This is a genomic window from Ruegeria sp. CL6 (assembly GCF_056536465.1).
The window spans coordinates 59,489-72,748 of sequence record NZ_JBQFPR010000001.1 but is presented as its reverse complement, the minus strand read 5'-3'; the positions used below and the strand labels follow the sequence as shown (position 1 = coordinate 72,748).

Here is a 13,260-nt window from a genome sequence, read left to right as displayed (position 1 = left end):
TTTCCCCGTTATTCCGCGGCCTCAAGGCCGTCGCTTCCTAGTGTCGGCAACTTCATCTCAAACACGGCGCCCCCGTTCGGGCTGTTGCGCGCGGTCAGCCGTCCTCCATGGTCGTTTACGATCCCGGACGAGATGGCAAGCCCCAGACCTACACCGTCGCCGGGCTGTTTGGTGGTGTAGAAGGGCTCGAACAGATTTTCGATGTCCTCGATCCCATGACCGTTATCCCTTACAGTCAACACCGCCATGTCGCCCACGGCCAGAATTATTTCGACGTCCGGCTCAGTTACAGATTTGGTGGCATCGAGCGCATTCCGCAAGAGGTTCACCATGACCTGTTCGATCCGCATCCGATCCCCCATCACAAACACGGGTTCTTCCGGCAGAATCTGAGTGATCTTAACATGGCGCTGACGCAATTGCGGTTCCATCATCGACAGGGCCGAGGCCAGCGCTTCGCCAAGGTTTACAGGGGAAAACGCATCCGCGCCCTTGCGCGCGTAGGACTTGAGCTGCCGGGTGATTGCTCCCATCCGCTCAATCAGACCGTCGATGCGGCCAAAGCTGGCCAAGGCCTCCTCGGGGCGGTTTCGACGCAGCAGCAGCCGTGCGCCCGCTAGATAGGTTTTCATTGCAGCCAAGGGTTGATTCAGCTCGTGACTGACGGCCGCCGACATTTCACCCAAGGCCGCCAGTTTCGAGCTTTGCGCAAGTGTCTGCTCAGCCACTTCCAGTGTCTTTTCAACCCGCTCGCGTTCAGCAATTTCCCGCTGCAGCCGGGTGTTCAGTGCGCGAAGCTCTGCCGACTCGCGCTGGAACAGAGCCATGCGCAACGTCGCTCGGCGGCTGAGCGCGTAGAATGCAAGCGCCAGAAGAATCGCAAAACCCATAATTTCCAGCGCAATGACGCTGTTCACCTTGTCCCGGATCGACGCGTAGGTCGTGAACGAGGTCATTTGCCAACCCCTAAACGGAATCCGCGTATCCATGCGCATGACACCTTCGCCCTGCAGATAGGCATCCGGTGGCAAGGCCGTCCAATCCGTGGTCGCGCGAATGGCGCGCTCGATTGCGCCTTCCGGCGGTTGGCGAACCAACGCGGCGCTCTCCTCTAGACCTCGCCATTTTGGTTCCGTCGACAGGATGATCGTGCCCGTGCTGTCCGCCACCATAACAGCATCGGAAATCCCAGCCCAAGCCCGTTCAAATTTATGAAGGTCGACCTCAACAACGATCACCCCGAGAATATCTGAGCCTGCGTCCATGCGTCTGGAGTACACAAAGCTATATCCACCGGATTCGTTCTGGATGACCGTGAAAATCGTAGAGTTCGCGCGAACCGCATCAACGTAATACGCCGAGTTCCGATGCGCTTCGCCCAGCCGGTTCCGGTCGGTGGCGGCCACGGTTCGTCCGTCACTGTCCAGCAACATCAACGAAGCAGCGCCGATTTCTTCGACAAACGAGATAAGCCGCTGCGTGGACAGTGAAAAATCACTGGATTGCAATGCCGAGATCAGAGTGGGATCGCGTGCCAAAAGTTGCGGTACAATGGCGTTCCGCCGCAATTCGCTCAGCAAGTTGCCCGAGTACAATGCAAGGCGCAGCTCAGCCCTGTTCCGCGTCGATTCAGTAAAACGATCCGTAAGCAGCCGGTTGGTGACCCAAATCGTTGCCACCGTCGCAATCAGCAGGATCGAGACGGCAACACGCAGGCGCCAACCCAATGGCGCGCCGCGGAATGGTTTTTTCAAAGAAGACCAGCCAGAACGGTTGTCGGAACTCATACCCGGAAACTACGCGGGCTTGGCATCGACCTCAAGTCATGCGGGTGTCAGCACACCTGACAATGCGCGGAACAATGCCGTTCCATCAGTCCCGCCGTGACCTTCATCGGCCGCGCGCTCGGGGTGCGGCATCATTCCAAGTACTCTGCGGTTTTCGGAAAGGATACCAGCGATGTCACCAACCGACCCATTGGGATTCTCGGTATAGGTGAACGCAACGCGGTCTTGGTCTTTCAACGTCGCAAGAGTGTTTTCATCCGCGAAATAGTTGCCGTCGTGATGGGCTATGGGAATTCCGATCACGTCGCCTGTATTGTAGCCTTCGGTAAAGGCGCTATCGCTGGTTTCAACCTTTAGGCCAACGGTGCGGCAGATGTATTTCAGACCGGCATTTCGCAGCAGCGCGCCCGGAAGAATTCCGGTTTCGGTCAGAATCTGGAAACCGTTGCAAATTCCCAAGGCATAGCCGCCGCGCTGCGTGTGATCCACGACCGCTTTGCAGATAGGCGACTGCGCGGCAATTGCACCGCAGCGCAGGTAGTCGCCGTAAGAGAAACCGCCCGGCACACCAACGATGTCCACCCCATCGGGCAGAGCGGCGTCCTTGTGCCAAACCATATCGACCTGAAAACCCGCCTGCTCAAAGGCTACGGCAAGATCCCGGTCGCAGTTTGATCCGGGGAAAACGATGACTGCTGCGCGCATGGCGGGCCTCCGGATAAAGGGTCAGACCAGTTCGATTTCGTAGCGCTCGATGACCGTGTTGGCCAACAGCTTTTCGCACATCTCGGTGATGTCGGCTTCGGTCGCGCCGTCGGCCAGCTCAAGGTCGATCACCTTGCCTTGGCGAACGCCTTCGACCTGATCAAAGCCCAGGGCGCCCAATGCGTGACGTACCGCTTCACCCTGCGGGTCCAGAACCCCGTTCTTGAGCATCACATGCACCCGTGCTTTCATTCCTGCAACTCCAGTTGAGGGCCAGCGCGTGCGGCCCGTTCCGTTGCGCGGGGGGATAACGCGCTCAGAGCCGTTCGACAACCCTTGTCCGCAAGCAGTTTGCCGCAGGATCGTCGATAAACAAAAAACGCCGCAGTAAGGTGCGGCGTTTTATGGTCAAGTCCAGAGCTGTCAAATCAATTGATGAGCGTCGGCTTGGTCACATTGCTTTTGGGCAGAACCCCAAGGCGTCGGGCAACTTCGGAATACGCATCTGTCAGATTGCCCAGATCACGACGAAACACGTCCTTGTCCAGCTTCTGACCTGTTTCGATGTCCCAAAGACGGCAGCTGTCTGGGCTGATTTCGTCAGCGACGATCAGGCGCTGGTAGTCACCTTCAAACACGCGGCCAATCTCGATCTTGAAGTCGACCAGCCGAATGCCAACCGCCAGCATGAGACCGCTCATGAAGTCATTCACGCGCAGCGCCAGGCTCAGGATATCGTCCATGTCCTGCTGACTGGCCCATCCGAAGGCGGCGATATGTTCCTCGGTGACCAGCGGGTCGCCCAGAGAATCGTCTTTGTAGCAGTACTCAACGATGGGTCGCGGCAGTTGCGTGCCCTCGTCTATGCCAAGTCGCTTGGACATCGATCCGGCAGCATAGTTCCGCACGATCACTTCCAGCGGCACGATCTCGCAGCTACGCACCAGCTGCTCGCGCATGTTGAGGCGGCGAATGAAATGGGTCGGAACGCCGATCTGGTTGAGGCCGTTCATGAAAAACTCGCTCAGGCGGTTGTTCAGAACACCCTTACCGTCGATGACATCCTTCTTTTCCGCGTTGAAGGCGGTGGCATCATCCTTGAAATACTGCACGATGGTGCCCGGCTCTGGGCCTTCATACAGAATCTTGGCCTTGCCTTCGTAGATTTTCTTGCGACGCGCCATAAGCGACCCTTCCAGACTGTTGAGCCGGGGATTTCCCCTGCTTCTTGGCGCTCTCATAGTCCAAGCCCCCCTTTCCCGCAAGTTCGACGACCCGAGGGGCTTTGACGCAGCGCAAATACCTTGCGTCCGGGCGCGGCTATAGTCATATCATCAATTAAGAAGATGTAATCCAAGGGGTCCCCAACCAATGACCACGTTTGACGAACGCGAAAACGCCTTTGAAGCCAAGTTTGCGCATGATGAAGAAATGCAGTTCAAGGCGCAGGCGCGCTGCAACAAGCTTTTGGGCCTCTGGGCTGCGGAAAAGCTGGGCAAATCCGGTGCAGAGGCAGACGAGTACGCGAAAACCGTAGTCATCGCTGATTTTGAAGAAGCTGGCCACGAAGACGTTGTTCGCAAGGTTTCCGGCGATCTGGGTTCGCTTTCCTCTGATGAGGAAATCCGCGCCAAAATGGCGGAACTTTTGCCCGAAGCCAAAGCACAGGTTCTGAGCGAGACTCAGTAAGGGCAATGCCCTCCTCATGATCTTCATGAGATTTATGGATTTGATTTGATGCCCCGCCCATGAGAGACGGGGCATCTTAGTTTTTCTCGGCCTTGCCGACTTTTGGGAAGCCCAAATGACAAACGCGCTCAACAAACTTCTGGAAACCAAAGACGCGATTCTGGCTGACGGTGCCACAGGAACGAACCTGTTCAACATGGGTTTGCAATCTGGCGACGCGCCCGAGCTGTGGAACGTGGACGCGCCTGAAAAGATCATCGCGCTGTATCAAGGCTCGGTCGATGCAGGCAGTGATCTGTTTCTGACCAACACCTTCGGTGGAACATCGGCGCGGCTGAAACTGCACGATGCCCAAAACCGCGTGGCCGAACTGAACCGCGCAGGCGCCGAATTAGGTCGCGAGGTCGCGGACAAGGCCGGACGCCCCGTAATCGTTGCCGGTTCGGTCGGTCCGACTGGTGAGATTATGGAACCCGTCGGCAGCCTGTCTCACGCTGGCGCTGTTGAGATGTTCCACGAGCAGGCCGAAGCGCTCAAACAAGGCGGTGCCGATGTTCTGTGGCTCGAGACGATCAGTGCCCCGGAAGAATTCCGGGCCGCCGCTGAAGCCTTTGCAATGGCTGACATGCCCTGGTGTGGCACCATGAGCTTTGATACCGCCGGGCGGACCATGATGGGTGTCACTTCGGCTGATCTGGCTCAATTGGTCGAGACACTGCCGAACCCGCCTGTTGCCTTCGGCGCGAATTGCGGCACCGGCGCATCCGACATTCTACGCACCGTTCTTGGCTTTGTTGCCCAAGGGACCGAGCGTCCGGTCATCTCAAAGGGAAATGCGGGCATCCCGAAATATGTCGATGGCCACATCCACTATGACGGTACGCCCGAATTGATGGGTCACTACGCCGCGATGGCGCGCGACTCGGGTGCTACCATTATCGGCGGCTGCTGTGGGACAATGCCTGCGCACCTACGCAAAATGCGCGAAGCGCTGGACAGTACGCCGCGCGGATCTCGCCCAACACTGGATCAGATCACCGATGCATTGGGGCCGTTTTCGTCAGCCTCGGACGGCACCGGAGAGGACGCCGCGCCAGAACGCAGGACGCGCCGCCGTCGCCGCGCTTGAGATTTAGCGCCCCTCGAATTTCGGGGGGCGTTTTTCCAGAAAGGCCACTACGCCTTCGGCAAAGTCGCGTGAGCGCCCACATTCACCTTGCAGATGTGCCTCAATCTCTAATTGCTGGCTTAGCGACTTGTCGTAGGTTCCTCGGATAGCTTGTTTGATGGCACCGAACCCTGCGGTCGGACCCTTTGCAAGATACATCGCACGCTTGCGCCAATGCGCCTCGAACGCGTCGTCCGGCACTGCCTCCCAGATCAGACCCCAGTCGTCGGCTTGCCGTGCGCTGATCTTGTCGGCGAAAAGGGCCGCGCCCATAGCCTTTGCGAACCCCATTTGGCGCGGAGTGAACCAGGTTCCTCCGGCATCCGGCAGCAGGCCGATACGCGCAAAAGCCTGAAGGAAATAAGCACTTTCGGCTGCGATCACTACGTCGGCGCACAGGGCAAGGTTTGCTCCTGCACCCGCAGCTGCGCCGTTTACAGCCGCAATAGTCGGGACCGGACAGTTGTAAATCGTTTCAAGCATCGGCTCGTATTCGTCCCGCAACGTGCGCTCCAGGTCGATTTTGCCAGTGCTCGACGAGTCTCCCAGATCCTGACCGGAACAAAATGCACCGCCCGCTCCTGTCAATACGATCGCTCGAGCGTTGCGCGCCGAGTGTTTCATCGCATGGGTGACCTCTGCGCGCATCTGCGCGGTCATTGCGTTCATCTTGTCCGGCCGGTTCAAGGTAACCACTGCCAAATCATCGGCGATGTCCAGCAACAGAGTTTCGTAGTCCATATATTCCCCCCAAAAAAGCGCCGTGCTTGTCAGAACCCTGACTCAAATGCGCAACGAGGAAAAGGCCAACGAAAGATCAGTCTTTAAGAATCTGTTTCAACCGCTCTTTTTCAGCGTCGGTCAGGGTATCGCTACCTCCGGCCGGTTGTGCCTGGGACCGTTTTCGCAAAAAACTCCACCCCATACCTGCAGCGATCAGCAACATGACAGGTCCGGCGAGCCACAGCATCAAGTTTGCACCTGATGTTGTCGGTTTCAGCAGCACATACTCTCCATACCGCTCTACGATGAACTCGATCGCTTCGTCATCGGTATCACCGGCGACAAGCCGCTCTCGTAGCAGGATACGCAAGTCACGCGCAAGTTCGGCATTGCTTTCATCAATGCTCTCGTTGCGGCAGACAAGGCAGCGTAAACCGGTGCTCAAATCGCGCGCGCGCTGTTCAAGCGCGGGATCATCAAGAACTTCGTCCGGTTCGACCGCCCAAAGCGGAAACGCGCAAACCACGAGGATCAGAAGTAGCCGCTTCATTCTGCAGGCACCCCGCCTGTTGGTGCCTTGCGCGCGCCTGCCGCAACGCGGAACCGCCGGTCTGACAGGCTGAGAAACCCGCCTAGAGCCATGAGAATGCACCCGCCCCAGATCCAGTTGGCCAGCGGTTTGATGTAAGTCCGCATGACCCAGCCACCATCCTCCTGCCGGTCTCCGATCACGACGTAGACGTCACGTAAAAAGCGATAGTCGATCGCAGCTTCGGTGGTTGGCATTCTGGCCACCGGATAGTCTCGTTTTTCGGGGTTCAGCGTGGCGATTGAATGTCCGTCCTTTTCCACCAGTACATCCGCCATCGTGGAAAAGTAGTTCGGCCCCTGAACGCGTCGGACGTTTTCCAGCGTGAATGTAAACTGTCCAACGTCAAAGGGTTCACCGGGTTGGGCGACGCGAATGTCTTCGACCTCCCACGCGGTCAATCCAGCGATTGCAAACATCGTTATGCCAAGCCCTGCGTGAGCCGTCGCCTTACCCCAGTCGGCCCTTGGAAGTCGAAGCAGCCGCGCAAAGCTGCGCTTGCGTCCGGTGCGGCTCCACAAATCCATGGCAGCGCCAAAGGTAATCCACGCGCCAAGAAACAGACCAACCGGCCCCAAGGCGCTGCGTCCTGTCTGCATCGCCCAGACCACCAAGGCCAATGCCACGGCCAGCACAAAGGCATAGCGCAAAGAATACGCCGTTTTTCCCAGTTTCCCGCGTTTCCACGGAAGCATGGACCCAACAGGTAGAGCTATTCCCAAAGCGATCATGAACGGCGTGAAGGCCGCATTGAAGAACGGAGGTCCAACCGAAAGTTTCCGGTCGAACGCCATTTCCGCCACCATTGGCCACATGGTCCCGAAGAAAACAACAAAGCAGCTAACAGCCAGCAAAATGTTGTTTAAGATCAAAGCGCTTTCACGACTTACCATACCAAAGACGCCCTTTGCCTCCATCGCTTGGGCACGGGCAGCAAAAAGGGTCAGTGCTCCGCCGATAAAAATCACCAGAATGAACAGAATGAATACCCCGCGTTCCGGGTCATTCGCGAAAGCGTGGACTGATGTCAGCAGTCCGGACCGAACGATAAAAGTACCGATAAGCGAAAACCCAAAAGCGATGATGGCCAGCAGAATGGTCCAGCTCTTGAGGGCTTCTCGTTTTTCGACAACGATGGCTGAATGTAGCAGCGCGGCAGCCAGCAGCCACGGCATGAACGAGGCATTTTCCACCGGGTCCCAGAACCAGAAACCACCCCAGCCCAGCTCATAGTAGGCCCACCACGATCCCAGCGCGATACCAATGGTCAGGAAAATCCACGCTGCCAACGTCCAGGGTCGGACCCAACGGCCCCAGGCTGCGTCAACCCGCCCCTCAATCAATGCGGCTACGGCAAAACTGAACGCCGTGCTCAGGCCCACATAGCCCAGATACAAGAACGGAGGGTGAAACGCGAGGCCCGGATCTTGCAGCAACGGGTTCAGGTCTTGCCCGTCGAAGGGCGCGATTGCCAGCCGGTCAAACGGGTTAGATGTGAACAGGATGAATGCATAAAACGCGACACCAATCGCGGCTTGAACAGCCAAAACGCGCGCCTTCAGCGTCGGCGGTAGCCCGGCGCCGAAAAACGCGGCCATTGCTCCGAAAATCGCAACGATGAGAACCCACAGCAGCATCGAGCCCTCGTGGTTACCCCAAGTTCCGCTGATTTTGTAGAGCATCGGCTTCAGTGAATGGCTGTTTTCCACCACGATGCGCAGGGAAAAATCCGATGTTGCAAAGGACCAGACCAGCGCACCAAAAGAAAACGCGACCAGCGCAAATTGTGCGACTGCGGCCGTTTCGCCAAACTTCATCCAACCAGTCCATCGGTTGGCAGCGCCGATCAGAGGGAAAACCGTCTGAACGATCGCAACGAGAAACGCAAGGATTAGAGCGAAATGGCCGAGTTCTGTAATCATGACGTCGCATATAATCCTGATGCGAGACAATCACCAATCACTTTCATGGCCCAGAGCCGAACATAGTGTCGCGGTCAGCGCATATTCTGGCGTCTCCAATCCTCAAGCGCGCGGTTGGGTTCGGGAACCAGCGAACTTTCGGTCAACGTGGCATCGGTGCCGGGGTCTGCAGCACCAAGCTGCCTGCTGCGCAACTCCCCAAGAAGCGTCAGGTTGTCGACGACCTTCGGAGCGCGGAGCACCGTGGCCGAAATCTCGCGCTGTAAATCCTGAGATTTGGCCTGATGACGTGCGCCAAAGTAGAAGGACACGATGACCCCTAGCAGCCACCACAATGGTTCGGGGACAAGCGCGATCCCCTGCATTCGCGCTGCGAACCAAAGGGGATCGATCATCGCGGAAATAAACAGGCCAAGCGTGCCAAACGCCAAAGCTGGCCTTGGTAAGCGATTGAGGCCATCAATAAACTTGTCGTATGCGCCCTTCCGAGAAGGGGCGAACTCGGAACCGAATTGAACCATCGCCTGATTTTGCAGGTTTAGGTCCCTTGCTGCGCCGTTTTCCGCATTCTCGCGAAACACCTCGGCAGTCTCGCGCACCACATTCCGGCCACTTCCGAACAAGAAAGTCAAAATCTCCGAGATCAGCCCCATGACGACACCCTTTCCTGGAATTCCCGTTCACTCAGGTGGTATCTCGGTGAAAGAAATTCCTCAGCCCGACGTATCCAACCGCCTTTTCCTCCCGCTCGGGTCTGCGCATACTTTCTGGCAGACGGTCGTTGGTCGGCCACACGGAAGTAATAGTTGCGCCGGGCCACCCCATAGGCGTCTCTCAGCGCAAGGGGTGACGGGTTTGCTGCCTTGTGGGACGCTTGCGCGGTTTGGGGGCCTATCACACCGTCAATAGATATGGTGAACCCCATTTCCCTCAGTAAAATATGTAGAATTTTAACGGCTTGAGAGCCTGCGTTTACGTACATATCGAACACCGAAGACTGTAAGTCCGAGGGCAACAAAGCCAGCCTAGGCTGATCAAAGTAGTGAGAAACGAAGATGTCGATGGCCTTGGATTTAGTCAGCATTTTGACATCCATCCGGTTCACCATCCCATCACCGGACACATCCAACCCAAGGCGACGCAGGGTATGTATTGTCACGCCATACTTGGTTGCTCCGCCCGGGTCGTCTGGGTCGTCAACAAATCCGCCCTCTCGGGCAACGATTTCTGCTGCAATCTCTCGAACTGTCTGCACTGAACCCTCCGTTTGTGGCCGGAGAAACGGTCAGACAAAATCGTTAAAGCAGTAAAACGAGAAAGGACGCTACCTGCATGATACAGGCAACGCCCCGTGGGAAAATCAGCATTGGATAGGGGTTCAGCCCTCGTCGGCGTGTTGGTAAACGCCTTGCTCTTTGAGCGCGTCCACAACCTCTTTCGGCATATATGTCTCGTCATGTTTTGCCAGAATTTCAGTGGCTTCAAAAACACCGTTCACGTAGCTTCCGGTGCCGACCATGCCTTGGTTTTCAGAGAACAGATCAGGCAAAACGCCCGTAAATGCCACCGGAACGCTTTCTCCGCCATCCGTCACAACAAAGCGCACGGTTTCACCCTGCCCCCGCACGATCGAACCTTCCTCAACTAAACCACCGATCCGAAAAACCTCGGTCGGCTTCGGGGGCTCTGCGATCACTTGGCTTGGAGACCGGAAAAAGTTGATGCCATCCCGCATCGCGTATCCAATCAACACCGTCGACAGAGCCAGAGCAACAACCGTCAGCAGTAAGATTTGAACGCGACGACGTTTCTTGAGCGTTTTCATGTCATCCTCACGGGAACAACGGGGCCATCAACAGGCCAGAGGTTTCGTCTTCACCTAACATCAGGTTGGCGTTCTGCAAGGCTTGGCCGCTGCTACCTTTTGTCAGGTTATCCAAAGCACCAATAACGATTGCACGACGCTCAATCCGGTCGGCGACTACCCCGATATGGCAATAGTTCGACCCCCGCACGTGATGGGTCGATGGCGTTTCACCAAAGGGCAGCATTTGGATGAACGGCTCGTCCTCATAGGTTTTTACCAATGCCTCATAGACGCTAGCCGGATCGCCCTTGACGTAAGTGGTAGCCAGAATTCCCCGGTTCGCCGGTATCAGGTGAGGCGTGAACTGCACGTGCACAGGACGTCCTGCCAAGGCTGAAAACTCTTGGTCGAATTCGCCCAGATGCCGGTGCGTACCGCCAACAGCGTAGGCGTTGTACCCCTCGCTGAGTTCCGCGTGCAGCAGATTTTCCTTGAGCGACCGCCCTGCCCCCGAAACGGCGCATTTGAGGTCCAGAACGATGTCGTCCAGATCAATCACCCCGGTCGAAATCAGAGGACGCAGCACATATTGCCCCGTTGCCGCATTACAGCCGGTGCCTGCCACCAAACGGGCGTTGCGAATGCCATCGCGGTAGAACTCGGTCAGACCATAGACCGCTTCGTCTTGCTGTTCCAAAGCCGCATGCGGATTGCCGTACCACTTTTCGTATTCGTCGGGGTCACGCAGACGGAAATCTGCGGACAGATCAATGATCTTCAAATCCTTTGGGAGATCGCGAATGACCTCTTGGCTGGTTTTGTGCGGCAATGCGCAAAAACACAGGTCGATCTGCGAAAAGTCGATTTCCGATATTTTGCACAAATCCGGCAGGCTCATGTGGCGCAGATGAGGAAAGACCTGCGCCATCGACTGCCCAGCCTTACGCTCGGCGGCGAGTGCGGTGATTTCCAAATTCGGATGTTCGGCGATCAACCGAACCAGTTCAGCGCCGGTATATCCCGAAGCGCCCAGAATTGCGATTTTATGGGTCATCTGAGACCTCTTGTTTCTGAATGTCACATATCATGACCGCCGTTGCGACGGCCTTTGAACTAAGGCAGCAGCCTGGAACAGTCCTTGACCTAAGTCAGACAGACTCGAAGGTGATTTGTCGTCGGAGGAATTGAGTCGCCCGATCGCTGACGAAATCCGGTTTGCCTGTGGTCAGGAACCCGCCCTTGCCCCCTCCCATCATATTGGGATGACGATGAAGGTAGTCGGCCAGACTTTCGGCAACCAGATCACCTTGGCTATAGACCTGCACGTCAGAACCCAGAGCTTGCTGAAAGGTTTCGGCCATCAACGGATAGTGTGTGCAACCAAGAATAGCGGCTTGCGGTTCCGGCATTTTGCGTTTTAGCGCATCGACATGGCTGCGTACCAGCGCTTCGGCAAGGATCATGTCGCCATCCTCGATCGCGTCTACAACCCCGCCACACGCCTGAGCCTCGACGTCTACGCCGATCGCCCGGAATGCCAGTTCGCGCTGAAACGCCCGACTGGACACGGTTGCAGGCGTTGCAAAAAGGGCAACATGTTTCACGGCGACCTCGCGCGGGGGGCTGTTGTCGCCCCACTGACGTTCTGTCAGCGCCTCAATCAAGGGAACAAAAACGCCAAGAACCCGCTTGCCTTCCGGTACGCCCTCTTCCTGCATCCGGCGCAGCGCGGCAGCGCTTGCCGTGTTGCAGGCCAGAATCACCAGATCGCAGCCGCGATCCCACAGATCGTTCACGGCACCGCGTGTTAGATCATAGATGTTTTCGGCATCCCGCACACCGTAAGGCGCATGCGCGCTGTCTGCGTAATACAGAAAATCCACGTCGGGCAGACGTTTCTGCGCGGCGTCCAGAACGGTAAGACCGCCCAAACCAGAATCAAAAATACCTACTGCCATTTGCCCCTTCAGGCGCGATGCCGTTCCTCGAATTCATAGCCGTAGTCATAGGACTTTAACGGCTTCGGAGACAGCTCATACGTGGCTTTGCGCAGGAAATCCATCATCTTGCGCGTATCCTTTGCCAAAGGGTCCAGAACGTCGCGGCCAATCGGCTCTCCGACGACGACTTTGACCGGTGTATCCACGCGTTTTTTGAACTCTTTGATCAGCAAACCCATGCGCAAGGTGCTGTGCAGATGGCTGGCGATCTGGAACAAACGCGAGGTGTGGCCGTCGAAAAAAACAGGCACCACGGTGGCATTCGACTTGGCGACCATCCGCGCGGTAAACCCGCGCCATCCCGGATCCATCGGGTAAGAGAATGGCTTTGCGCCCGTGCTGACGGTGCCACCGGGAAAAATGCCGATTGCGCCACCCTCACCCAGATAGTTCAACGCCGTCTTCCGTGTCGCGAGGTTTAGCATCATTGCCTCCTTCGTCGCATCGAAGGAAATCGGCAGGACGATGCGGTTCAGGTCCTCTGCCTTGCGAAACACTCTGTTTGCAAGAATGCGGAAATCGCCCCGCGTTTGGGAGAGGATGTGGCCCATCATCATCCCGTCCAGAATGCCATAGGGATGATTGGCAATCAGGATTAGCGGCCCCGTCTTTGGAATATGCGACAGCGATCCACCGACCACATCCAGAGAAAGCCCGTACCGATCCACCATAACCGACCAGAAGTCGCGCCCGTTGGCGACGTCCTTTTCGTACCCGTCGGCCCGCTTGATCAGCCGCATCCGGCCCGTGGTGTTTTCCATCAACCTGATGACCATGCGTCCGCTCTTGGTTTCGGCGGAATAGGCATAAGAAATGTCACGAGCGACATGGCGGCGCGAGGGCATGGACGTCTCCGGGGTTTGTTGCCTG

At 56.9% G+C, this 13,260-nt stretch carries 15 protein-coding genes; 2 read left to right on the top strand and 13 right to left on the bottom strand.

Features of this window, described 5'->3' with window-relative positions; translation table 11 throughout:
- Window positions 1-8: 8 nt before the first annotated feature.
- From ACR0LH_RS00375 to purC, 4 genes are all read right to left on the bottom strand, one after another.
- Window positions 9-1,787, bottom strand: a complete 1,779-nt coding sequence (locus tag ACR0LH_RS00375) for an ATP-binding protein (RefSeq protein WP_170485490.1) — start codon at window positions 1,785-1,787, stop codon at window positions 9-11.
- 36 nt (window positions 1,788-1,823) lie between these two features.
- Complete coding sequence (purQ, locus tag ACR0LH_RS00370) at window positions 1,824-2,492, bottom strand: phosphoribosylformylglycinamidine synthase subunit PurQ (RefSeq protein WP_480719228.1); 669 nt, start codon at window positions 2,490-2,492, stop codon at window positions 1,824-1,826.
- Window positions 2,493-2,513: 21 nt separating this feature from the next.
- Entirely contained in the window at window positions 2,514-2,744 is a 231-nt protein-coding gene (gene purS, locus ACR0LH_RS00365) for a phosphoribosylformylglycinamidine synthase subunit PurS (RefSeq protein ID WP_170388490.1), read from the bottom strand.
- 176 nt (window positions 2,745-2,920) lie between these two features.
- The gene (gene purC / locus ACR0LH_RS00360; RefSeq protein ID WP_170388492.1) at window positions 2,921-3,676 is read right to left on the bottom strand and encodes a phosphoribosylaminoimidazolesuccinocarboxamide synthase; all 756 of its coding nucleotides are present in this window, start codon (window positions 3,674-3,676) and stop codon (window positions 2,921-2,923) included.
- Window positions 3,677-3,863: 187 nt separating this feature from the next.
- Here purC and ACR0LH_RS00355 point away from each other — a divergent pair, with 187 nt between their 5' ends.
- Both ACR0LH_RS00355 and bmt read left to right on the top strand, forming a co-directional pair.
- Window positions 3,864-4,181, top strand: a complete 318-nt coding sequence (locus ACR0LH_RS00355; RefSeq protein ID WP_170388494.1) for a DUF1476 domain-containing protein — start codon at window positions 3,864-3,866, stop codon at window positions 4,179-4,181.
- 115 nt (window positions 4,182-4,296) lie between these two features.
- On the top strand, window positions 4,297-5,310 hold the full coding sequence (gene bmt, locus ACR0LH_RS00350) for a betaine--homocysteine S-methyltransferase (RefSeq protein ID WP_480719227.1): 1,014 nt from the start codon (window positions 4,297-4,299) through the stop codon (window positions 5,308-5,310).
- 3 nt (window positions 5,311-5,313) lie between these two features.
- Here the strand turns inward: bmt and ACR0LH_RS00345 are convergent, their stop codons facing one another.
- The 9 genes from ACR0LH_RS00345 to ACR0LH_RS00305 all read right to left on the bottom strand — a co-directional run bounded on the left by ACR0LH_RS00345 (window position 5,314) and on the right by ACR0LH_RS00305 (window position 13,235).
- Window positions 5,314-6,090, bottom strand: a complete 777-nt coding sequence (locus ACR0LH_RS00345) for an enoyl-CoA hydratase-related protein (protein ID WP_170566731.1) — start codon at window positions 6,088-6,090, stop codon at window positions 5,314-5,316.
- 76 nt (window positions 6,091-6,166) lie between these two features.
- Window positions 6,167-6,622: a cytochrome c-type biogenesis protein gene (locus tag ACR0LH_RS00340; RefSeq protein ID WP_480719226.1), complete on the bottom strand. Its 456-nt coding sequence runs from the start codon at window positions 6,620-6,622 to the stop codon at window positions 6,167-6,169.
- Complete coding sequence (locus ACR0LH_RS00335) at window positions 6,619-8,583, bottom strand: heme lyase CcmF/NrfE family subunit (RefSeq protein ID WP_480719225.1); 1,965 nt, start codon at window positions 8,581-8,583, stop codon at window positions 6,619-6,621. Before ACR0LH_RS00335 ends, ACR0LH_RS00340 begins: the two co-directional genes overlap by 4 nt.
- 74 nt (window positions 8,584-8,657) lie before the next feature.
- A complete protein-coding gene (locus ACR0LH_RS00330; protein ID WP_480719224.1) occupies window positions 8,658-9,236 on the bottom strand; it encodes a holin family protein in 579 nt (192 codons plus the stop codon).
- Entirely contained in the window at window positions 9,227-9,838 is a 612-nt protein-coding gene (locus ACR0LH_RS00325; RefSeq protein ID WP_480719223.1) for a holin-associated N-acetylmuramidase, read from the bottom strand. Before ACR0LH_RS00325 ends, ACR0LH_RS00330 begins: the two co-directional genes overlap by 10 nt.
- Window positions 9,839-9,961: 123 nt before the next feature.
- A complete protein-coding gene (gene ccmE, locus ACR0LH_RS00320; protein WP_170388508.1) occupies window positions 9,962-10,408 on the bottom strand; it encodes a cytochrome c maturation protein CcmE in 447 nt (148 codons plus the stop codon).
- A 7-nt stretch (window positions 10,409-10,415) separates the two neighbouring features.
- Window positions 10,416-11,444 carry an N-acetyl-gamma-glutamyl-phosphate reductase gene (argC, locus tag ACR0LH_RS00315; RefSeq protein WP_480719222.1) on the bottom strand — a complete coding sequence of 343 codons (1,029 nt, stop codon included), beginning with the start codon at window positions 11,442-11,444 and terminating at the stop codon, window positions 10,416-10,418.
- Window positions 11,445-11,538: 94 nt separating this feature from the next.
- Window positions 11,539-12,348, bottom strand: coding sequence for an aspartate/glutamate racemase family protein (locus ACR0LH_RS00310; protein ID WP_170388512.1), 810 nt, complete (start codon window positions 12,346-12,348; stop codon window positions 11,539-11,541).
- Window positions 12,349-12,356: 8 nt separating this feature from the next.
- Window positions 12,357-13,235: a lysophospholipid acyltransferase family protein gene (locus ACR0LH_RS00305; RefSeq protein WP_480719221.1), complete on the bottom strand. Its 879-nt coding sequence runs from the start codon at window positions 13,233-13,235 to the stop codon at window positions 12,357-12,359.
- Window positions 13,236-13,260 lie beyond the last annotated feature (25 nt).